This is a genomic window from Chryseobacterium sp. 2VB (assembly GCF_005503635.1).
GTDB lineage: Bacteria > Bacteroidota > Bacteroidia > Flavobacteriales > Weeksellaceae > Chryseobacterium > Chryseobacterium cupriresistens.
Genome location: NZ_SCNC01000004.1, coordinates 237,247 through 258,689, shown reverse-complemented (window position 1 = coordinate 258,689; position 21,443 = coordinate 237,247). Strand labels below are relative to the sequence as shown.

The following is a 21,443-nucleotide window of genomic DNA, read 5'->3' as shown; positions in this document are numbered from 1 at the left end:
AATCAAAGGTTAGCCCCTCATGGGGTTAACTTTTTGCTATGAGAAAAAAGCATCATCATAAAAAGAAGGTTTCTTCCACAAAAAAATGGTCTGCAAAGCTGCATTTGTGGCTGGGTTTATCTGTTGGAATCATTGTATTTATAGTCTCTCTTTCAGGGACTTTATATGTTTTTAAGGATGAAATACAGAATAGCTTACGCAAAGAAGCCATTTACCTGAAAAAGGAGGATATCGGAAAAAAGCCATTGTCTATTAATCTGCTTCGTGAAAAAGTTACGCTGGAACTTAATGAAAAATATCCTGTAAGCGCTGTAGAAATTCCTTTGGATAAAAATAAATCCTACCAGTTTGAGTACTATGACAAAAGCAAAAAAGGATGGAATTATTTTCAGCAGGTACACATTAACAAACTGGTCTATGTGAATCAGTACACCGGGCAAATCCTGGCGGTTTATAATGAGAAGTATGATGTATTCAACATCTTGAAATATATCCACTGGGGGCTTCTGCTTAATTCAGAATGGGGACCGTATACTGTAGGAATCCCAACTGTTATTTTCGTCATTATGCTGATTACAGGAATCATTTTATGGTGGCCTAAAAACAAAAATGCAAGAAAAGGACGTTTTTGGTTCAACTGGGAAAATGTAAAAAACTGGAAGCGTAAAAATTATGATCTTCATAATGTTCTTGGATTCTATGCATCATTTATTGCATTGCTATTAAGTATTACAGGGCTTTATTTTGCTTATCCCTATGTAAAAAACACTTTTACTTTTGCATTATCAGGTTCATGGGAACTTCCAAAGGAAAAAGAAAGAAAATCTCCGGACTCTCTGATGGCAAAGAATGAAGCTGTTTTTGATCTCGCTGCGACACAAACTCAAAAGCTGTACGCAAAATCATCCAGCTTCAGAATTACTTTGAACGGAAAGAATAAAAAAGGAAAAGAACTGAAGAATCTTCCTGTAACGGTTTACGGAATGGATGGAAGATACAGTGAAAGAAACATCCTGACATTCGACAAATACTCCGGAAAACTACTCGCCAATAAACCTCATCACAATCTCAATACTGCCGAGAAATATTCCAACGCCAATTATGACATCCATACCGGTTCCTACTTCGGAATCATTGGAAAAGTCATCTGGTTTATAGCCGGCCTCACATGTACATCGCTCCCTGTAACCGGATTTCTGGTCTGGTGGGGAAAAAGAAAAAAAAAGGAAAGAAAATATAATGAAAAAAGTGCTTTTATCAGCTGCCTGCTTAGGAACTGCTACTGTTTTTGCTCAGGTAAAAGATAGTTTACAAACTAAAAATGTAGACGAGGTTGTCATGACTGCTTCCAGAAAAAAGGAAAGCATCAAAGAAGTTCCAAGCTCCATAACGGTGGTAGGAGAGAAACAGATTCAGTCTCAGCTGACCGTTAACTCAGATATCACAAGCATCCTGCAGTATACCGTTCCCAGTTTAGGAACCAATTCAGGGCAGACATCCAATACAGGACAGACCTTAAGAGGACGTCAGGTTCTAGTTTTGATTGATGGAATTCCACAGTCTACCCCACTTCGTAACGGAGCAAGAGATTTAAGAACCATTGACCCTTCAGCGATCGAAAGAATAGAGGTAATCAAAGGAGCTTCTTCCATTTATGGTAACGGAGCAGACGGAGGGATCATCAATTATATTACAAAAAGAAGCAAAACAGATAAAAAAATCTCCGGAATTTCACAGATCGGGCTTACAGGGCAGCCTTATGGAGGTACTTTAGGAGTAAGAGCCAGTCAGCTTTTATCAGGAAAGATCAACAAGTTTGATTATACCCTTTCATTAGCCTACGAAAGAACAGGATATACAAAAGACGGTGATGGTGTTTTGATAAGTCCTACCTATAGCATTGCGAAGATGGACAACTACAACGGACTGTTGAAAATAGGTTATGACATCAACGAAAATCAGAGAATTGAGGCTTCTTATATTAGTTATTCTTCAAGATCAGATCTGAATGTAGGATTAAAAACAGGAAAATATGGCATCAAGCCAACGATTGGTGAAGGAATTGGGAAAGGTTTGGAAACAACTCCCCAGGGAACTCCGAAAAACCATAACATAAGAGTAAGCTACGACAATAAGAACCTGTTTGCAGGAACATCTTTGAATATCAACCTTTATTATCAGGATTTTAAAACCGTTTACGGCTACAGCGACACCTTTTTCAACGGCGGGCAGTCGAATGTAATCTCAAAAAAAGCAGGAGCAAGATTCAATTTTGATACCCAGCTTTGGAATTCAGCGAACTCTCAGGCAGAAATCATCTACGGAGCCGATATTCTGAATGATGAAACTGTTCAAAAGCTGGAAGACGGACGTTTCTGGACTCCCAATATGAATATGACCAATATTGCGCCTTTCGTTCTGGCAAAAATTGATCTGTTTAAAAAATTTACCATCAAAGGAGGACTTCGCTACGAGAACATCAAAGTAAATGTTGATGACTTCAATACCCTTTCAACCCTTAAAAGTGACGGAACTTTTACGAAAAGTATTCCTGTTGCAGGTGGAAAACTGAGCTACAATGCACTGGTAGGAAATATTGGTATCCGCTATAATATTGAGCCTTATATCAACCTCTTTGGTAGCTTCTCTCAGGCCTACTCTATCAATGAGTTAGGAAGAATTTTAAGAACCTCAACTTCTGAAACGATCAAAAACCTGGAAACAAAACCCATCATCGTTAATAATTACGAATTGGGAGCAACAGGACAGCTTTCCAGCTGGTTGAACTATGAATTAACTTCTTATGTGAGTACCTCTAAACTGGGAGCATCATTTGTGCAAAGTCCGGACAGAGCATTAATGATTCAGAGATCTCCTGAAATCGTATATGGAGTGGAAGGATTCTTACACTTTACCCCGGTAAAATGGATTCAGTTTGGTGGAAGCTACAGCTGGATGGAAGGAATTACTTCTGTAAAAGATGACGGTGATTATTCAACAAAAATCAACAACAGCAGAATTTCTGCGCCTAAAGTATTGGCATATGTTCAGGCAAGACCTGTTCCAGCTCTATCCGTTGGTCTTGATATGCTTCACTCTTTCCAGCAGAACAGATTTGAACCAAATGCCAAGACGGGATTGTATGCTTATGGTGAAGGATATGTACCTGAGTATACTGTTTTCAATTTCAAATCCAGTTATGAGGTTAACAACAACTGGAGAGTATCATTAGGTATTGAAAACCTTTTCAACAAACTGTACCAGCCTGCCATTTCATGGTGGACAGCAAGAGACAGTGATTTTACTAATGCTCTTGGATTGAGAGGGACATTCATGATTGAATACAAATTTTAATTAATCTAAATAAAAAGTAAAGCATATCTTTGCTTTACTTTTTACTGTTATATGAAGAAAAAGCATCATCATAAAAAGAAACCGGGCTTTATCAAAAAATGGTCCGCCAAACTGCATCTGTGGTTCGGATTGGGAATAGGCTTCCTGATCTTTATTATCTCTGTTACCGGGGCATTGTACGTCTTTAAGGATGAAGTGGAAAATATCACCCGAAAAGATGTCATCTACCATCACGAGCAAAATATAGAGCAGAAACAGGTCCTTCCCATCAGAGTGATGGAAAAGGCTGTTGCGGAGCAGGTAAAAGAAAAGTATCCTATCCACTGGGTAAATGTTCCTATTGATAAAAAAATGTCCTATATGTTCTTCTGGTATGAACATAATACAGATGCCTGGAACTATTTTGATGAATTTCCTATCTACAAACAGGCCTATGTAAACCCATACACCGGAAAAGTACTGAGAGTCTATGATGAGAAAAACGGATTCTTCAATATTGTAAAAATGATCCACTGGAGCTACCTCCTGAAACAGGACTGGGGAACTTATGTAGTGGGAATTCCTGTTATTATTTTTATTATCATGCTGATCTCCGGGATCATTCTATGGTGGCCCAAGAACAAAGCAGCCAGAAAACAGCGTTTTGCCTTCAAATGGAAAAATATTAAAAGTTGGAAGCGAAAAAACTACGACCTTCATAATGTACTGGGATTTTACGCATCGATCTTTGCTCTGATCTTTTCCATCACGGGACTTTTCTATGCATTCTTTGTGGTGCAGGCGATGATCTATGTGATATTTTCCGGTGGAGAAACAAAATATCCCGACTTCTCACATATTAAAACAAAGGCACCTATCGAATTGAGAACAGAAGGAACACTGGATAAAATCATCAATACAGTACAGACAAAATATCCTGAATCTTATGGTTTCGCCATCGATTTAGGACATCCGCATATGGATGATCACGAGCACCCCAACTTTGAAGTATATGTAAAGCATCTTTCTTATTCGTACCATAAAAGCAGCAGCTTAATCTTTGATGAAAACTCAGGGGAATTGCTGCACACTCATGACCCGAAAGACAAAAACTTCGGAGAAAAGGTTGTGAACGCCAATTATGATATTCACGTAGGTGCTATTCTGGGACTTCCCACCAAGATCATTGCATTTATTGTAAGTATCATTTGTGCCTCGCTTCCGGTTACCGGATTTATGATATGGTGGGGCAGAAAAAAGAAAAAAACAGTAAAAACGGTTTAACATATTAAATAAAACCCTATTAATAATCCATTAATACAATCTTTTTTATAATTTTAGCCCCTAGAATTTAATAATAGAAATGTCATTAATAGATTTATCAAAACAAGTTGCCCTTGGAGTTGACATCGGCGGAACCAATACTAAATTCGGAATCGTAAACCACCGTGGAGAAGTTCTGGATAAAGGAAACCTGAGAACCGATGCTTATGACAAAGTTGAGGATTTCATTGATGCTTTATATGACCATGTTTATCCAATGATGGAAAAGTATGGAACTGAAGCACACTTTGACGGAATTGGAGTAGGCGCACCTAATGCAAACTACTACAAAGGAACGATAGAACTTGCTCCTAACCTTCCCTGGAAAGGCGTTATTCCTTTCGCTGAACTGATGACGGCAAAATTCAATCTGCCTTGTACAGTAACCAATGATGCCAATGCGGCAGCTCTTGGAGAAATGCTTTTCGGAGCAGCAAGAGGAATGAAGGATTTCATCATGATTACACTGGGAACAGGGGTAGGCAGCGGAATCATTGCCAATGGAAGTTTAATCTATGGACATGACGGGTTTGCCGGAGAATTGGGTCATACGATTGTAAAACCGGGTGGTAGAAAGCATTGGAGCACAGGATCAGAAGGAAGTCTGGAAGCGTATGCTTCTGCTACGGGAATTACCATTACAGCCAAAAAAATGAGGGCGGAATTTCCGGAATCCATGTTGAACCAATATCCTGAAGATGCGATCAATTCTAAAACAGTATACGAATGTGCTATCAAGGAAGATCCTATTGCAATTGAGGTTTTCAGATATACGGGTCAGAAACTGGGTGAGGCCCTGGCTAATTTTGTTATGTTCTCTTCACCGGAAGCTATTCTTCTGTTTGGAGGAGTAATCAAAGCGGGAGATTTTATCTTAAAGCCTGCTAAACTGCATATGGAAAGAAACCTTCTTCCTATTTTCAGAAATAAGGTAAAACTGGTATTCAGTGAGCTTGACGAAGCAGATGCCGCCATTCTTGGAGCAAGTGCTTTGGTTTGGGAAAAATAACTGAACGCTATTGTAAATAATTCAGAGCATCCTCTTAGGGTGCTTTTTTTGTTCCCACAGATTGCACAGGTTTTCACAGGTTATTATTCTATATTTTCTAGTGAAAATATTAGTGTTATTTTTGTTTAAAAGTAAAAGGGAGAATATAATAAGATGCTTCGACTATGCTCTGCATGACAGCGTTAATTCCCACTTTTTTAAATGATCTCAGATATCAATCATTAACATTTGTATTGAATCTATTTTGACCACAGATCGCACAGATTTTCACAGATGATCGGGTTATATTTTCTTATGCCTATTTGTGAAAGCATTGGTGTTATTTGTGTTAAAAAGTAAAATGCTTTGACAAAGCCCAGCATGACATGGCTAATACTAACCGTTCTAAACTACTTTACGATGATTAGGTGCGAGAAACTGCATACTATTTTCCTTGTGTTATTTGTGAAAACATCGGTGTTATTTGTGTTTAGAATTATTTGTCACATCTATCATTGCAATTTACGTTTCAGACGTAAAATCGTGTTTAAATGAAAAAGTTTTTCCTATTTTTGATCAGCTTTTCCGGATAAAGGAAGAGATCATAAAACAATATAATTACCTACAATGGACAACAATAATTTAGAACAGATTACTTTCGGAGGCGGATGCTTCTGGTGCGTGGAGAGTTGTTTCAATATGCTGAAAGGGGTACAATCTGCTATTTCAGGATATTCAGGTGGACATAAAGACAATCCGACTTATCAGGAAGTCTGTACAGGAGAAACCGGACATGCGGAAGTGGTACAGATTACTTATGATCCGTCAGTTATTTCTTATGAACAGCTGATGGATGTGTTTTTCTTCCTTCATGATCCTACTCAATTGAACAGACAAGGAAATGATATCGGTACCCAGTACCGTTCTGTTATTTACTATAAAGATGATGCAGAAAAAGCAAAAGCTGAAGAAGCCATCAAGGTATCTCAGGAATCGGGAAGATGGGCAGGTACCTATGTAACGGAATTAACGAAATTCGACAAATTCTGGCCGGCAGAACAATATCATCAGGGATATTATAATGAAAATCCGACACAGCCGTATTGCAGCACTGTAGTGGGACCAAAAATCCAGAAGTTTAAAAAACACTTCGGAGAGATGGGAATGCTGAATGCAGAGTAAAACAAAATGTAATTCGGACATTTACAATCAATATAAAAATAAAAGAAGCGAAGAGAAAATCTCTTCGCTTCTTGTTTGATGCAAACATGCGTATACCGGGAAACATTCCTGTTGAATTTTAAATATTGGAAGTCTATTCTGCCTGTATCATTTCATTTTTACCCGAATATTTTCTAATGATGTATTCTGTGGCTGGTTTTAATTCTTTTTTGTTTTCCGGGTCAACTCCATCCATAGTAAAAAACTCAACTTTCCCCCTGACTTTTGAATACCACATTTTTCCCAAAGCATTTTCTACTGTAAGTGTATCTTTTCTCGTAACCCGTTTAAAGTATTTAATCTGAATATCATCCTTAGGAACAATATTCAATACAAGATTTTCTTCATTGCAATCGGCAAGCTTATATTCATTTTGATCCCAGTACATACAATTTTTTTCAACTGCGGGAAGAGTCAAAAAACTGAATGGTTCATGCACGTTTCTGTTTCCGGATGAACAGTAATAATTCCCGATCAAAAATCCTCCAAGCATTAATATCCCTAAGAGACCAAAACTATTTTGTCTGGCAAACTCCGGCATCTTAAAATGCTGCTCATTAATGATATTAATATTGATTTTAGACAGCCTCTCTGATATAACCTCCTCATCCTGATCCACACTTATTTTTACCGTGGTCAGATTCTTTTTTTCATCATTTCTGATAAAAGTCCTTGAAAAATCAGTGAAGTCTTTATAGCCTATATACTGGCTCATCTTGTTGAGCCTCTCTGTCTCAATATTCCTGCAGCTGTTCCCTTCTACAAAGTCTTCATAATATCGGATGAATGTTTTCTCTGAAATATCATAGAATTTCAGATTATCAATAAAACAAAGATGCAGATAAGAAGCCAATCCACTTTTTGTGGTTTTCTCCGACTCTTTTCTTGCCTGCTCAAATACTTCATTAATCAGTAGTTTTTTCTTGGACATAAACAGTGTTTTCGGGCATTACAAAGTAGATGATTTTCAGTCATACCTCATTACGGATTTCCGTAATAACTCCACACTTCATTACTGTCTATTGATGTCTATGTTTTGTCTAACATCTCTATTCTTTTTTGCCGCAAATTTGCCTTAGAAATCAACAAAATATGACCAAAAACTGATTTCAAAAAAACCAGAGAAAACAGAGATTAAACTCCGGATCGGGAAGCAGATGTTTCGCCTCCGTTTTTAAAGGTTCACTTCCCTAAAAAATTAAGAAGCGCTTCGAAATTTTAACAGTGTACAGCTCATGATCCATACATCGTGAGAGGAAGAAATACGATTTCAATTTCGAAAATTTTAAAGGAAATGATCCAAATTATAATGATGCTATTAGGCTTAGCATTTTCAGATAATAATGCCAATACAACAGCAACTGATAACAATAACTACGAACCCTCTGCAATGAGTTTTACAACCGAAACAGGAATGACTCCGGAAGACACCAGTGGAGAAACAGGGCAGATTTTGCCTCCAAAAAAATAATTAAACAAAAGGGCAATGAAAATTGTCCTTTTTTTAATATCTTTAGTTGTTATCAATTACTATCATGTATCCCGGTTTTAAATTTGTAGGAATTTTTCTTTTATTCATTAGCTGCAATTTTTCTGAAAACAGAAATCCTCCGGTAAAAGCCCCTTCCACTGAAGCGGACAAAATGTATAATGAAGCGGCAGCTTTATATAATAATGATAATGAAAAGGCATTTACCCTTCTATCTAAAGCAGAAAGTATTTATAAGCTAAAAAATGATTCAGCTGATATTGCATCGTGCTTAATTATCAAGGCTATTATCCTCAATGATATCGGAGATTACCTTAGCAGTAATGAAAGAGCTATCGATGCATTGTCCTTTTTAAAACTGCCCAGAGACTCTGCCTATCTTCCTTCCATTTATAATAACCTTGCAATATCTGAAAAAAATCTCAAGCATTATTCTGAGGCTCTCAACTGGTATCATAAAGCTTTACAGCTGAGTTCGGATAATTCTCAGAAAATCACTATTAAAAATAACATTGCAGACACCTATGGAAAACTGAAAAATTATCCGAAGGCAATTCATATCTATCAATCTCTTCTTAAGGAAAAAAACCTGCAAAAAAATGAGATTGATTATGCCCGGATTTTAGATAATTACAGTTATATAAGCTGGCTTGAAAATAAAAACTACAATGCAGAACCCAATCTGTTAAAAGCTTTTGCTCTCAGACAAAAAATCAACGATAAAGCGGGTCTGATATCCAGTCATTCTCATCTTGCTGAGTATTACTTACACTCAGATAAATCAAAAGCCTTGTATCATAACCATCAAAAATACCTTTTAGCAAAAGTAATCAAAAACCCAGGTGACAGAATAGAAGCCATCGAATTTCTGGTAAAAAGTGATACAAAAAGTAACTTACAAGACTATTTTGCAGAATATCAGTATCTGAGTGACAGCATCCAGCTATCTAAAGATAAAGCAAAAAACAGATTTGCATTAATAGAATTTGATGTAGAAAAGAAGAATGCAGAAAACCAAAAGTTAAAAATTATTACTGTTCAAAAACAAAACAGGATTCTGAAGCAGAATGTAGTTTTAGGAATTCTGTCTTTAACTCTGATTGGCGGCTGGATTGTTTACAAGAGAAGAAAAAAAGGACTGCAGCGGGAAAACGAATTAAGAATAAAAGAAAATCAACTTCATCTTTCCAAAAAAGTACATGATGTGGTGGCCAATGGGATTTACCAGGTGATGACGAAGATCGAAAATCAGGAAGATTTTGACAAAGAAAGAGTACTTGATGAGCTGGAATTTGTCTACGAAAAGTCCAGGGATATTTCTTATGAGAAGACCACTTCTGAAAATAAACCGGAATTCAGTAAAAGAGTGTCAACACTTATTGCTTCGTTTAATAATGAAAATGTAAAAACTTATCTTGCCGGAAACGACGAAAATATATGGAAGACCTTGAATGATTTTACCCGGGAAGAAATTTACCAGGTGATGCGGGAGCTTCTTATCAACATGAAAAAACACAGTCATGCCACCCTTGTTGCCTTTAAATTTGAAAGAAAAAATAACATCATACAAATTCAGTATACAGACAATGGCATCGGTATCCCGGGAGGAATTATCTACAAAAATGGTTTAACAAATACGGATTCCCGTATTGAAACTATTCATGGAGAAATTATTTTTGACACTGAAACCGAAAAGGGATTGAAAATTTATATTTCATTTCCTGCTTCTTAAAAAAGAAAAAGAATGTTCAAAAAAATTTTAATAGCTGAAGATCACGAAAGCAGCAGTATTTCTGTACAGAAAACATTAGAAGACCTTCATATTTCCAACACAGATTATGTTTATTATTGTGATGATGCATTAGCTAAAATTCAAAAATCTATTCGTGAAGATGATCTTTATGATTTGTTAATTACAGACCTTTCTTTTGAAGAAGACCATAATATACAGAATCTTAAAGATGGAAAAGAACTGATAAAAACTGTTAGAGAGCTTCATCCTTCACTGAAAGTTATTGTATTTTCAGCCGAGCACAGATCCGGGATTATAGATAGCCTCTTTAATGAATACAAAATCAATGGTTTTGTGCGTAAGGCCAGAAATGATTCAAAAGAACTGAAAAAAGCCATCGCTTCTACCTATGTGAATGAAAATTATCTTTCCCTGGATCTTAAACAGGAAGTAAAGAAGCTCAACAATTATGAGTTTTCCAACTATGACATCACTTTGGTGTCTCTCTTATCGCAGGGAGTTTTACAGAAAAATATACCGGTTTATCTTCAGAATAACGATATTAAGCCCAACAGCTTAAGCAGCGTAGAGAAAAAACTCAACAGTATGAAAGAAGATCTTCAGATAACAAGTAATGAACAGCTTGTTGCTTTTTGTAAAGATCTGGGAATAATTTAAACGTTACCAGAGTCATTTTCGTATACAAACCTTTCATTTTTTGAAAGGTTTTTGCTTTACGGTTTTCCGTAAGGATTGAACTTTAAAGGGTTATATTTTTGAGTACAAATAAAAAATAACCGGATGGACCTTAAAATTAAACTTGAGCAGTTACAACAAAAAGTATCAGGATTAAAAGATCACATTTCAACTGAAGAGGCTACTAAAAATGCTTTTGTAATGCCTTTTATACAAATTTTAGGCTATGACATTTTCAATCCTACAGAAGTGGTACCTGAGCATATCTGCGATATAGGAACTAAGAAAGGAGAAAAAGTGGATTATGTAATTAAAAACAATGATGAGCCTATTTTTATTATTGAATGTAAACACTGGAGAGAAAGTGCTGATGCCCATAATTCTCAGCTCCACAGATATTATCATGTTTCTAAAACAAGATTTGGTGTTCTGACTAACGGAATTATTTATAATTTTTATACAGATCTTGAAAAGCCTAATATTATGGATGAAAAGCCATTTTTCACCATTAATATTGAAGACTTAAAAGACAGTTCAATCAAAATATTGGAAAGTTTTACTAAAAAGGATTATAACCTTGAGAGTATTCTCGACTCTGCTGAAGCATTGAAGTACATTAAGGCTATACGAAAAGAATTCGAAAAAGAAATAGAATCTCCATCTGATGAAATTGTAAAACTGTTGGTTGGAAGATTTTTTGAAAAACCAATGACCGCTAATAGAATGCTCTCTTTTAAAGAGTATACAAAAAAAGCATTAGCAACTTCTATTAATGAATCTATAAGTTTCAGACTTAAGTCTGCTTTAAATATCAACGAACAAATTGAGAAACAGGAAGAAGATATAAAAACATCTCAGCCTATTGACGAAAATAATGATTCTAAAATTGTGACTACTGAAGAAGAACTTGAAGGTTTTCAAATCGTAAAAGCTATTATGCGGGAAAAAATTCCAGCAGCACGTATTGCCTATAGGGATACATTATCTTATTTTGGAATTTTACTTGATGACAATAACAGAAAACCTCTTTGCAGATTACATTTCAATACAGTTAACAAATACATTGAAACCTTTCATAATGGCAAGGATGCAGGAGAAAAAGTCCTATTAAATAACCTGGATGAAATTTATAACTTTAGAGAAGAACTTCATAAAACACTGGAAAATTATTAAAAATATATTCGAAAGCAATAAATCACCTAAAATAGCAGGAAAGGTGAACAACATGTTGCTTTTTGCAAAGATTTAGGAATAATTTAAGTCAATTACGGTTTTCCGTAAGGTTATTTTTCACAATAGACTTACTTTTGATGTAAGAAATGATGAAAAAACTAATAACACCCAATATAATTTTATACAGTTCGAAAAAGGTATCTCAGACGAGATACCTTTTTACTTTCTTATCATTTCCGTATGCGGAATATCATCTTCCAGATATTTTTTCCCTGTATCTACAAATCCGAATCCGCTGTAAAATCTTAAAAGATAATCCTGTGCGGATATTTTGATTTCAGAAGTGTGAAAACGGTTTTCTATAGTTTCTACGGCATATTGTATCAACTGCTTACCCAGGCTTTTTCCTCTCGCCAGCTCTGTGGTCAGAACCCTTCCTATAGAAGTTTCATCATACTTTATTCCTTTATCAAAAATCCGGCAGTAGGCCAGTACCTGTCCCTCTTCTTCAGCCCAGATATGAACGGCTTTCTGGTCATAATTATCCAGATCAGGATAAGGACAATTTTGCTCGATAACGAAAACATCAATACGGGCTTTCAGTACTGCATATAGTTCCGGAACAGTAAACTCATCAAATGTTTTGATTTTCCAGATCATATTACTCATCGAAACTTATATTATTATTAGTTAAAAACTCATTGGTCTTTTGGATAAAATCAAGAATTTTATCTCCTCCTTCTTTCTTTTCTGCTGAGGTAATATACAATTCAGGAAGATCTTCCCATGTTTTATGAAGTTCAGCTTTATAGTCTTCAACATTTTTGATAACGGCATTCGGTTTCAGCTTATCTGCCTTTGTGAAGACAATGGAAAACGGTATTCCACTTTCACCACACCACTGGATAAATTCCAGATCGATTTTCTGCGGAGTATGCCTTACATCTACCAATACAAAAAGGTTGACCAGATTTCTTCTGTTCAGAATATAATTGGTGATCAGCTTTTCAAAATGCTTTCGCTGGACTTTTGAAACCTTTGCATAACCATATCCGGGTAAATCGGTAAGATACCAGTTCTCGTTCACTAAAAAATGATTGATCAGCTGGGTTTTCCCGGGAGTCTGCGATGTCTTGGCCAGATCTTTATGATTCATCATGGCATTGATCAGTGATGACTTTCCTACGTTCGACCTTCCGATAAAAGCATATTCGGGAATATTGGGTTCAGGGCATTCCTGCCATTTTCCACTGCTCTTTACAAACTCTGCTGTTTTGATAATCATTTTTGAATGTATTTTAGAAAAATAAACCATTAAGAAAAGCTCTTAATGGTCATTATATGTTTTAAACTTTATCTTTTATCCAGTTGTACAGGATTTCATTGAATTCATCCGGTTTTTCCATCATGGCAGCATGGCCGCATTTGTCAATCCAGAATAAATCGGAATTCGGAATAAACTTGTGCATATCTTCTGCCACTTCAGGTGGAGTAACATTATCCTGTTTACCCCAGATCAGGCAGGTAGGTGTCACAATCTTCGGAAGATCATTCAGCATGTTGTGTTTGATGGCACTTCTTGCCAGCATTACCGTCTTTATTCCCTTCATTCTGTCATTAACGACTGCAAAAACTTCATCTACAAGATCTTCTGTGGCCACCTTTGGATCATAGAAAACTTCTTCCGTTTTCTTTCTGATATAAGAACGGTCATTTTTTCTTGGAAAGCTGTCTCCGAAAGTTCTTTCATAAAGACCGGAGCTTCCAGTAAGAACAAGATTCTTAACCAGATCAGGTCTCGCCAAAGTTAATATAAGTCCTACATGTCCTCCCATTGAGTTTCCTACAATAGTTACGGGACCGGAAATATGACTTTCTATAAACTTGATAATATATTTTGCAATCGTGGTAAGATTCGTATTGAGTACCGGCAGATCATAGATCGGCAGCTGAGGAACATATACTTTAAAGCCTCTATCCGAAAAAAAATCTACCATTTTATCGAAATTACTCAAACCACCCATTAACCCGTGCAACAGCACTAATGGATGTCCTTCTCCCGCTTCTACATAGGAATATTTCTTTTCTTTTTTTGTACTAAATATCATAAAACGCCTTAATAAAGCCCTGCAAAAATACAAATTAAACCTCAAAAAAATTTTGATAATCCTAATTTAAGATAAAAATAATATAATATTCTCCTTTTTAACTTTTTTTTTCAGAACCTCTTTATTATGGCTTAAATAACACTTTCAACAAGTCTCTTCATATCAGTATTTTACATTATTGAAATTCAATCTTTAATAAAACTTATTAACATTGAGTCAAAAAGTGGGAAAAAGTGGGAAATTTTGGAAATTATTATATAAATTTGTCCCAAATGAAAAATTTCATTGGGACATATGAGTGTAAAATTGACGACAAAGGCCGCTTAAAAGTTCCTTCATCTTTAATCAAACAGATGGAAAACTTCGACGATAAGGCGTTTGTAGTCAAAAGATCTGTGTTCCAACCTTGTCTGGAAGTTTATCCTATGAATGCATGGGACAAACTGATGGGTAAAATTAATAAACTGAACAGATTCATAAAAAAGAATGCTGATTTCATACGAATGTTTACGGCAGGAGTAAAAACAGTAGAGTTGGATAATGCAGGACGATTACAGATCTCGAAAGACCTTACGGTTTTCGCAAATCTTCAGAAGGATATTGTGATCACCAGTGCAGGAGAACTCTTTGAGATTTGGGATAAAGATGCTTATGAAAAGGTAATTGCCACCAACGAAGCTGATTTTGCAAGCCTTGCCGAAGATGTGATGGGCTCTTTCGATGAAGAATAGCAGCAGTAGGTTATTAATTGATTAGTAGTAAATAAAAAACACAATTAAGCATGTATCATAACCCCGTTTTGTTGAAGCAGAGTGTTGATGATTTGGTGACGAATCCTGACGGAATATATGTGGACTGCACCTTTGGAGGCGGAGGCCACTCAAGAGAAATCCTGAGCAGACTTTCCGACAAAGGGAGATTGTTCAGTTTTGATCAGGATCTGGATGCACTTAAAAATACAATTGATGACCCAAGGTTTACATTAGTGAATCAGAATTTCAGATTCCTGGAAAACTCCTTGCTGATGTATGGCATTTCACAGGTAGATGGTGTTTTGGCAGACTTAGGTGTGTCTTCCCATCAGTTTGATGAAGCAGACAGAGGATTCTCAACAAGAAGCAATGCTCCTTTGGATATGAGAATGAATGTGATGCAGAATCTTGATGCCAAAAGAGTGATTAATGAATATGAGGAAGAAGAACTTGCAGACATTTTTTACCACTATGGAGAATTGAGAGAAGCAAGGAAGCTGGCGAGAGAAATTGTTCATCACAGAAAAACAAAAAGTATAGAAACCACGGAAGATCTGAAAAAATTGTTCAGCTACATTCCGCCTCACAAAGTGAATAAATTCTATGCCCAGCTCTTCCAGGCAGTAAGAATTGAAGTCAACCAGGAGCTTGAAGTATTGAAAGAGATGTTGGTTCAGGCTTTTAATGTGTTGAAACCGGAAGGAAGATTAGTCGTTATTTCTTATCACTCCTTAGAAGACCGTTTGGTAAAAAGATTCCTGAAAAACGGAATGTTCGAAGGAGAGCCGGAAAGAGATATCTACGGAAATTATAAAAAGGCATTCGAATTGATAAAGAGTAAAGCGATCATTCCTGACGATCAGGAAATCGAAGAAAACTCAAGAGCAAGAAGTGCCAAGATGAGAACGGGAATTAAAGTATAAATGTGAATGAGTGAATCGTGAATCATTTAGCAAAATAAAATTGACTATTGACACGAAGTAAATTCACTGCGAAGCAAATTGACATAATAAATTGGCAAAAAGAACAACAAATCGTCCCCAGAAAAGACTCACTTTTATAGACATTATAAAAGGAAATTTTCTGAATCGTGATGAGATCAAAATACATTACAAGTATTTTCTCCTCTTATTTGTTCTGATGATGGCCATGATTTATACTAACCATCTCGTCAATAAAAAAATAAAAATTGTAAACGCCTTAAAGGAAGAAACAGAAGAATACAAATCACGAAACGCTTACGCCCAGAGTAAGCTGATCAAAGTAAAAATGGAATCAGAACTGGGGAAAGAGGTTGCACGGGATTCATTGATGACCCTGGAAAACCACCCTCACAAATTGCTAATAAAACTGGATAGTACAGATGCAAAAGCAAAATGAATACGACAATAAACGTAAGAAAACGTTACGATGGGGCTACCTCTTTGCAGTGGTAGCTTTGTGCGTGTTTGTAATGTTCTTGGCAAGGATTGTGATCCTTCAGAATACCAATGTCCAGGAAATAAAAGATGATTACATTAATAAAAACTATCGTGAAGCCACTTTAAAAGCGGCCCGCGGAAACCTTTTTGCCTCTGACGGCTCTATCCTTGCAACCACTGTAATGCGATACGACATCTATCTTGACTTCAAAACAATGAAAGATACGGTGTACACCAACAACATCGGAGCGCTTACTGATTCTCTGAGCAAAATGTTCGGAAAACCAAGAAGTGAATTCAGAAAGAAGTTTGACGAGCAGAAGAAAAAGAAAAACCAGTATTACACTTTGGTGAAAGGACTTGATTTTGATCAATATGACAGAATCCGAAAGTTCCCGATCTTCAAAAAAGGCAAAAATAAAGGAGGATTTATCGTTGACAGAAACTATAAAAGAGAGTTAGCAACATCAGAAATCGGAGCCGGAACCATCGGTATGGACAACGGTGAACTTAAATCAGGACTGGAAGGTGCTTTCTCAAAATATTTAACCGGGACAGACGGCAAAAGACTTGAACAAAGAATCAATTCTTCCCAGTGGAAACCTATCGACTTCTGGAAGGTTCAGGAACCGGTAGACGGTGAGGATGTTTATACCACGTTAGACCTTAGAATTCAGGACATTGCACACTCTGCTCTTGAGAAACAGCTGATTAATTTCGAAGCCAAACACGGCACCGTGATTGTGATGGAAGTTGAAACCGGGAAAGTACGTGCTCTTGTTAATTTAAGAAGAACAGAATCAGGAGATTATGAAGACTCTTACAATTATGCCCTGAAAGATAATATCGAACCGGGATCTACTTTTAAAACCATCTCTCTTTTGGCAGCAATGGATGACGGATTTATTGATGAAAATACAACAGTAAATGTAGGAAACGGAGTTTGGGTCTATGCAAAACAGAGAATCTCTGACGGCCACGGAGGAGGAACATACGATATCAGTGATGTATTGGCGAAGTCCAGTAACGTAGGAACAGCCAAACTGATCACAAAGTATTATGCTGAAAAACCACAGATTTTCCTTGATCACCTGAAACGTTGGAAATTATTTGATAAAATGGATATCGAGCTTCCGGGAATCACAAAACCGAAGATCGTAACACCACAAAATAAAAGATGGAATGCCGCAACACTGGCTTCTATTTCTTACGGATACTCTTCCAACATCAACCTATTGCAATTGACAACCTTCTACAACGGAGTTGCCAACGGAGGAAAAATGCTTAAGCCCTTATTCATTGATAAAATCATGAAAGATGGAAAAGTGATGTACAGTGCAAAACCTGAAGTAATGGTAAATAAAATGGCTTCTGAAAAAGCTATTAAAATGATGACCAGTGCTTTAACCAAAGCAGTAGAAAAAGGAACCGGACGAAGCATCTTTACTCCCAACCTGAAAATGGCAGGAAAAACAGGTACCGCAAGATTTGAATACTGGCTGCCTGGCCCAATGAAGTACCGTGCATCATTTGCGGGATTTTATCCGGCTGATGCTCCAAAATATACTTGCTATGTCATGATCAGTGAACCCAATACCGCAAAAGGGTTTTATGGAGGTTCCGTTTCAGCGCCGGTGTTTAAGGAAATTGCAGGAAAAACATTCCTGAAAACGCCTCAGAATATTGAAAAAGAAATGCTTGTAGACAAAAAGGTAAACCTTAGCAAAATGGTGGAGCCTAATGTCAAAGTAGCGGTCAATGATAAGCAAATGCCTAATGTGGTAGGATTAATCGGAAAAAATGTAATCCCGCAGTTGGAAAACTTAGGCTACCGTGTCGATTATAAAGGAGTCGGAAGAATCAAAGAACAATTCCCTTTGGAAGGCACCACGATAAGTAAAAACCAGAGAATTTATTTATCTCTGCAAAATTAAAAACGAGGTTCGGAAGAACCATTTAAACCAAAATAAGGCAAGACCTTATTGATAAAGATGATTATAACAGAATTAGTAAACAGAATCCCAGTACTGGAAATCCACGGCGATAGCAACCGTGAGGTAACCGAATTGGTGATCGACAGCAGAAAGGTTACAGAAAACTCTCTTTATATTGCCATGAGAGGAACAGTGGTGGATGGACATTCATTCATTGCATCTGCTATTGAAAAAGGAGCTTCCGCAATTGTTTGCGAAGAACTCCCTGAAACACTGGTGGAAAATGTAACCTATGTACAGGTAAAAGATTCTTCTAAAGCCCTTGGTCATCTTGCTTCAAACTTTTATGGAAATCCTTCTCAGAAATTAAAACTGATAGGAGTTACAGGAACTAACGGAAAAACATCCGTTTCGACCCTTCTTTTTGATGTTTTTAAAAACCTTGGATATCCGGCCGCTTTACTTTCTACTGTTGAAATCAGAATTGGTGAAGAGGTTATTCCGGCTACCCACACCACTCCTGATGTGATTACCATCAACAGGATTTTAGCGGAAGCTGTAGAAAAAGGATGTGAATTTGCTTTCATGGAAGTAAGCTCACACGGAATTGCCCAAAACAGAATTGAAGGACTACACTTCAAAATAGCAGGCTTCACCAACCTTACTCATGATCATTTAGATTATCATAAAACGTTCGAAGAATATTTAAAAACAAAGAAAAGATTCTTTGATCAATTAGAAGATACCGCCATTGCCATCACCAATGTGGATGACAAAAACGGGAATGTCATGCTTCAGAACACCAAGGCTAAAAAGAAGTCTTACGCTTTGAAAACCATGGCAGACTATCACGGAAAATTATTGGAAGTGGATTTCAACGGAATGCTGTTGAACTTCAACGGAAAAGAATTCTGGACGACACTGACCGGGAAATTCAATGTATATAATTTACTGCTTGTCTTTGGAATTGCTGCTGAACTAGGTTTTGAGCAGGATGAAATTCTTCAGGCTATCAGCAAATTAAAAAGAGTTTCCGGAAGATTTGAAACCTTCAAATCCGATGGTGGAATTTTCTTTATCGTAGATTATGCACACACTCCGGATGCTTTGGAAAACATTCTGGACAGCATCAACGATATCAGAACCAAAAACGAAAGATTAATCACCGTATTCGGCTGCGGAGGAGACAGAGATCACTCCAAAAGACCTGAAATGGGAAATATTGCCACTAAAAAATCAACCCTGGCAATTATCACTTCAGACAATCCGAGAACAGAAGATCCTGCGCAGATCATCAAAGAAATTGAAGCAGGCGTTGAACCACAGAACTTCAGCAAATACACTTCAATTCCGGACAGAAAAGAAGCCATAAAAATGGCCATCAAGTTTGCAGAACCTAAAGATATCGTTTTAGTTGCCGGAAAAGGCCACGAAAACTATCAGGAGATTAATGGTGTGAAACATCATTTTGACGACAAAGAAGTAATTAATGAGCTTTGGAAATTAATGTCCAAATAGATTGAAAGATTGAACTCATTTAAAGATTTAAAAATTTGATAATGACAAAGAATTTTGAAAATTTTCCTGTGTACATCAAAAGCTTAGATCTTATTGAAAAAGTCTATATTTTTCTTCAAAGTCAAAGTTTTGAAAAAGAATATGAATTTAATAACCAGATAAAAAGAGCGAGTTTTTCTATTAGTAATAATATTGCGGAAGGCTCAGAATATAATAATAACAGACAATTTATTAGATATTTAAAAATTGCGAAAGGCAGCTGTGCTGAAGTCAAAAGCATGCTGATTGTAAGTAAAAGATTAAAATTAGGTGACGAAAATAAAGCAGAAGAAATTATTGTTCTTTCAAGAGAAGTTTCTTCAAACATATCAAAATTCATTAAGTATTTAAGTGAAAATATTGAGAAGCCCAATCTTTAAATCTTTAAATAAATTAAATTTTTAAATAATAAAAAAATAGAAACATGCTATACTATCTATACGAATATCTAACCAACCATGGAATTCACATTCCGGGATTAGGAATGTTAAAATACATTTCCTTCCGTGCCGGAATGGCTGTACTATTCTCACTTATTATTGCTCTTGTCTACGGGAAAAGAGTAATCAATTACCTGAGAACAAAACAGATGGGAGAATTGGTGCGTGATCTGGGATTGGATGGGCAGAAACAAAAAGAAGGAACTCCTACCATGGGAGGGCTTATCATTATTCTGGCAACCATTATTCCGGTATTGCTGTTTACAAGAATTACCAATGTGTACATTGTGCTGTTGTTGGTTTCTATGTTCTGGATGGGTGCTATTGGTTTCCTTGATGATTACTTAAAGAAAATTAAAAAAAATAAAGACGGTTTAAGTGGTAAATTCAAAATTGTAGGACAGGTCGGCTTAGGGCTAATCGTTGGAATTACAATGTATTTCCACCCGGATATTACCGTTAAAAGAAAATATGCAGATGCTAAAGTAGTGAACAGGAACAATGTAGAGCAAAACTTTATGCCTACAGAAAAAATTACCGTTTCCACTGTTCCTTTTGCCAAAAATAATGAATTCGATTATAGTGGAATTTTATTCTGGATGAATGATAAAGATGCCCATGAGTGGGCATGGATTGTCTTTATTCCCATTGTAATCTTCATTGTAACAGCCGTTTCCAATGGAGCTAACATCACCGACGGAATTGATGGTCTTGCAGCAGGAACAAGTGCTATTATACTGCTCACGCTGGCTCTTTTCGCGTACCTTTCCGGGAACATCATCTTTGCAGACTATCTCAATATCATGTTCCTTCCCAACATGGGGGAAACCACCATTTTTGCAGTCGCAATGGTAGGTGCTGTAATTGGATTCTTCTGGTACAACACTTATCCTGCGCAGGTTTTCATGGGAGATACCGGAAGCTTAATGCTGGGAGGCGTAATTGCTGTTTTAGCCATTATTTTAAGAAAAGAATTGCTGATTCCTGTATTATGCGGAATCTTCTTAATTGAAAACCTCTCTGTAATGCTTCAGGTAGTTGTTTTCAAATACAGAAAAAGAAAATATGGGCTGGAATATGCTCAAAACAACAGACTATTCAAAATGTCACCATTACACCATCATTATCAGAAAGAAGGTTTCCACGAGAGTAAAATCGTGAACCGAATGATTATTATCGGAGTAATATTGGCCATTGTATGTCTGATCACATTAAAAATGAGATAAAAAATAAAAGCTGTAAGCAATAAGCCTAAAGCTTAAAGCCTATAGCATAA

General features: G+C 36.5%; 20 protein-coding genes. 16 read left to right on the top strand and 4 right to left on the bottom strand.

Going from position 1 to position 21,443, the window contains the following annotated elements; genetic code table 11:
* The first annotated feature begins 38 nt into the window (after positions 1 to 38).
* The 5 genes from FFS26_RS06645 (at position 39) to msrA (ending at position 6,826) form a co-directional block, all read left to right on the top strand.
* Positions 39 to 1,307, top strand: coding sequence for a PepSY-associated TM helix domain-containing protein (locus FFS26_RS06645; protein ID WP_228449399.1), 1,269 nt, complete (start codon positions 39 to 41; stop codon positions 1,305 to 1,307).
* Positions 1,240 to 3,354: a TonB-dependent receptor gene (locus tag FFS26_RS06640; RefSeq protein WP_137904603.1), complete on the top strand. Its 2,115-nt coding sequence runs from the start codon at positions 1,240 to 1,242 to the stop codon at positions 3,352 to 3,354. Before FFS26_RS06645 ends, FFS26_RS06640 begins: the two co-directional genes overlap by 68 nt.
* A gap of 51 nt (positions 3,355 to 3,405) precedes the next feature.
* Positions 3,406 to 4,617 (top strand): PepSY-associated TM helix domain-containing protein, encoded by a 1,212-nt coding sequence (locus tag FFS26_RS06635; RefSeq protein WP_137904602.1) that lies wholly within the window; start codon positions 3,406 to 3,408, stop codon positions 4,615 to 4,617.
* Between the two features lie 79 nt (positions 4,618 to 4,696).
* Complete coding sequence (locus FFS26_RS06630; protein WP_137904601.1) at positions 4,697 to 5,665, top strand: ROK family protein; 969 nt, start codon at positions 4,697 to 4,699, stop codon at positions 5,663 to 5,665.
* A 606-nt stretch (positions 5,666 to 6,271) separates the two neighbouring features.
* Positions 6,272 to 6,826: a peptide-methionine (S)-S-oxide reductase MsrA gene (gene msrA / locus FFS26_RS06625; protein ID WP_137904600.1), complete on the top strand. Its 555-nt coding sequence runs from the start codon at positions 6,272 to 6,274 to the stop codon at positions 6,824 to 6,826.
* A 133-nt stretch (positions 6,827 to 6,959) separates the two neighbouring features.
* On the opposite strand, the gene FFS26_RS06620 is transcribed toward msrA, so the two are convergent.
* Positions 6,960 to 7,796: a hypothetical protein gene (locus tag FFS26_RS06620; RefSeq protein ID WP_137904599.1), complete on the bottom strand. Its 837-nt coding sequence runs from the start codon at positions 7,794 to 7,796 to the stop codon at positions 6,960 to 6,962.
* Positions 7,797 to 8,159: 363 nt separating this feature from the next.
* Here FFS26_RS06620 and FFS26_RS22430 point away from each other — a divergent pair, with 363 nt between their 5' ends.
* The 4 genes from FFS26_RS22430 (at position 8,160) to FFS26_RS06605 (ending at position 11,955) form a co-directional block, all read left to right on the top strand.
* The gene (locus FFS26_RS22430; RefSeq protein WP_171006251.1) at positions 8,160 to 8,336 is read left to right on the top strand and encodes a hypothetical protein; all 177 of its coding nucleotides are present in this window, start codon (positions 8,160 to 8,162) and stop codon (positions 8,334 to 8,336) included.
* 64 nt (positions 8,337 to 8,400) lie between these two features.
* On the top strand, positions 8,401 to 10,086 hold the full coding sequence (locus FFS26_RS06615) for a tetratricopeptide repeat-containing sensor histidine kinase (RefSeq protein ID WP_137904598.1): 1,686 nt from the start codon (positions 8,401 to 8,403) through the stop codon (positions 10,084 to 10,086).
* A gap of 12 nt (positions 10,087 to 10,098) precedes the next feature.
* Positions 10,099 to 10,764, top strand: a complete 666-nt coding sequence (locus tag FFS26_RS06610) for a response regulator (RefSeq protein ID WP_110011280.1) — start codon at positions 10,099 to 10,101, stop codon at positions 10,762 to 10,764.
* A 123-nt stretch (positions 10,765 to 10,887) separates the two neighbouring features.
* Positions 10,888 to 11,955 carry a type I restriction endonuclease gene (locus FFS26_RS06605; protein ID WP_137904597.1) on the top strand — a complete coding sequence of 356 codons (1,068 nt, stop codon included), beginning with the start codon at positions 10,888 to 10,890 and terminating at the stop codon, positions 11,953 to 11,955.
* A 219-nt stretch (positions 11,956 to 12,174) separates the two neighbouring features.
* On the opposite strand, the gene FFS26_RS06600 is transcribed toward FFS26_RS06605, so the two are convergent.
* From FFS26_RS06600 to FFS26_RS06590, 3 genes are all read right to left on the bottom strand, one after another.
* Complete coding sequence (locus FFS26_RS06600; RefSeq protein ID WP_110011281.1) at positions 12,175 to 12,624, bottom strand: GNAT family N-acetyltransferase; 450 nt, start codon at positions 12,622 to 12,624, stop codon at positions 12,175 to 12,177.
* Positions 12,617 to 13,240, bottom strand: a complete 624-nt coding sequence (gene yihA / locus FFS26_RS06595; protein WP_137904596.1) for a ribosome biogenesis GTP-binding protein YihA/YsxC — start codon at positions 13,238 to 13,240, stop codon at positions 12,617 to 12,619. Before yihA ends, FFS26_RS06600 begins: the two co-directional genes overlap by 8 nt.
* Before the next feature lie 61 nt (positions 13,241 to 13,301).
* Entirely contained in the window at positions 13,302 to 14,063 is a 762-nt protein-coding gene (locus FFS26_RS06590; protein ID WP_047426276.1) for an alpha/beta fold hydrolase, read from the bottom strand.
* A gap of 272 nt (positions 14,064 to 14,335) precedes the next feature.
* On the opposite strand from FFS26_RS06590, the gene mraZ reads away from it, so the two are divergent.
* The 7 genes from mraZ to mraY all read left to right on the top strand — a co-directional run bounded on the left by mraZ (position 14,336) and on the right by mraY (position 21,393).
* Complete coding sequence (gene mraZ, locus FFS26_RS06585) at positions 14,336 to 14,794, top strand: division/cell wall cluster transcriptional repressor MraZ (RefSeq protein WP_041461948.1); 459 nt, start codon at positions 14,336 to 14,338, stop codon at positions 14,792 to 14,794.
* 50 nt (positions 14,795 to 14,844) lie between these two features.
* Positions 14,845 to 15,738 carry a 16S rRNA (cytosine(1402)-N(4))-methyltransferase RsmH gene (gene rsmH / locus FFS26_RS06580; protein ID WP_137904595.1) on the top strand — a complete coding sequence of 298 codons (894 nt, stop codon included), beginning with the start codon at positions 14,845 to 14,847 and terminating at the stop codon, positions 15,736 to 15,738.
* Between the two features lie 91 nt (positions 15,739 to 15,829).
* The gene (locus FFS26_RS06575) at positions 15,830 to 16,195 is read left to right on the top strand and encodes an FtsL-like putative cell division protein (protein ID WP_002981890.1); all 366 of its coding nucleotides are present in this window, start codon (positions 15,830 to 15,832) and stop codon (positions 16,193 to 16,195) included.
* Positions 16,179 to 18,170 carry a penicillin-binding transpeptidase domain-containing protein gene (locus FFS26_RS06570; protein ID WP_110011284.1) on the top strand — a complete coding sequence of 664 codons (1,992 nt, stop codon included), beginning with the start codon at positions 16,179 to 16,181 and terminating at the stop codon, positions 18,168 to 18,170. Before FFS26_RS06575 ends, FFS26_RS06570 begins: the two co-directional genes overlap by 17 nt.
* A 57-nt stretch (positions 18,171 to 18,227) precedes the next feature.
* On the top strand, positions 18,228 to 19,688 hold the full coding sequence (locus FFS26_RS06565) for a UDP-N-acetylmuramoyl-L-alanyl-D-glutamate--2,6-diaminopimelate ligase (RefSeq protein WP_110011285.1): 1,461 nt from the start codon (positions 18,228 to 18,230) through the stop codon (positions 19,686 to 19,688).
* Between the two features lie 41 nt (positions 19,689 to 19,729).
* On the top strand, positions 19,730 to 20,107 hold the full coding sequence (locus tag FFS26_RS06560) for a four helix bundle protein (RefSeq protein ID WP_137904594.1): 378 nt from the start codon (positions 19,730 to 19,732) through the stop codon (positions 20,105 to 20,107).
* A gap of 44 nt (positions 20,108 to 20,151) precedes the next feature.
* Positions 20,152 to 21,393, top strand: a complete 1,242-nt coding sequence (gene mraY / locus FFS26_RS06555) for a phospho-N-acetylmuramoyl-pentapeptide-transferase (RefSeq protein WP_110011287.1) — start codon at positions 20,152 to 20,154, stop codon at positions 21,391 to 21,393.
* Positions 21,394 to 21,443 lie beyond the last annotated feature (50 nt).

Coding starts and splice junctions, on each gene's coding strand:
- FFS26_RS06645 (WP_228449399.1), top strand. CDS start 39: ATGAGAAAAAAGCATCATCATAAAAAGAAGGTTTCTTCCACAAAAAAA.
- FFS26_RS06640 (WP_137904603.1), top strand. CDS start 1,240: ATGAAAAAAGTGCTTTTATCAGCTGCCTGCTTAGGAACTGCTACTGTT.
- FFS26_RS06635 (WP_137904602.1), top strand. CDS start 3,406: ATGAAGAAAAAGCATCATCATAAAAAGAAACCGGGCTTTATCAAAAAA.
- FFS26_RS06630 (WP_137904601.1), top strand. CDS start 4,697: ATGTCATTAATAGATTTATCAAAACAAGTTGCCCTTGGAGTTGACATC.
- msrA (WP_137904600.1), top strand. CDS start 6,272: ATGGACAACAATAATTTAGAACAGATTACTTTCGGAGGCGGATGCTTC.
- FFS26_RS06620 (WP_137904599.1), bottom strand. CDS start 7,796: ATGTCCAAGAAAAAACTACTGATTAATGAAGTATTTGAGCAGGCAAGA.
- FFS26_RS22430 (WP_171006251.1), top strand. CDS start 8,160: ATGATCCAAATTATAATGATGCTATTAGGCTTAGCATTTTCAGATAAT.
- FFS26_RS06615 (WP_137904598.1), top strand. CDS start 8,401: ATGTATCCCGGTTTTAAATTTGTAGGAATTTTTCTTTTATTCATTAGC.
- FFS26_RS06610 (WP_110011280.1), top strand. CDS start 10,099: ATGTTCAAAAAAATTTTAATAGCTGAAGATCACGAAAGCAGCAGTATT.
- FFS26_RS06605 (WP_137904597.1), top strand. CDS start 10,888: ATGGACCTTAAAATTAAACTTGAGCAGTTACAACAAAAAGTATCAGGA.
- FFS26_RS06600 (WP_110011281.1), bottom strand. CDS start 12,624: ATGAGTAATATGATCTGGAAAATCAAAACATTTGATGAGTTTACTGTT.
- yihA (WP_137904596.1), bottom strand. CDS start 13,240: ATGATTATCAAAACAGCAGAGTTTGTAAAGAGCAGTGGAAAATGGCAG.
- FFS26_RS06590 (WP_047426276.1), bottom strand. CDS start 14,063: ATGATATTTAGTACAAAAAAAGAAAAGAAATATTCCTATGTAGAAGCG.
- mraZ (WP_041461948.1), top strand. CDS start 14,336: ATGAAAAATTTCATTGGGACATATGAGTGTAAAATTGACGACAAAGGC.
- rsmH (WP_137904595.1), top strand. CDS start 14,845: ATGTATCATAACCCCGTTTTGTTGAAGCAGAGTGTTGATGATTTGGTG.
- FFS26_RS06570 (WP_110011284.1), top strand. CDS start 16,179: ATGCAAAAGCAAAATGAATACGACAATAAACGTAAGAAAACGTTACGA.
- FFS26_RS06565 (WP_110011285.1), top strand. CDS start 18,228: ATGATTATAACAGAATTAGTAAACAGAATCCCAGTACTGGAAATCCAC.
- FFS26_RS06560 (WP_137904594.1), top strand. CDS start 19,730: ATGACAAAGAATTTTGAAAATTTTCCTGTGTACATCAAAAGCTTAGAT.
- mraY (WP_110011287.1), top strand. CDS start 20,152: ATGCTATACTATCTATACGAATATCTAACCAACCATGGAATTCACATT.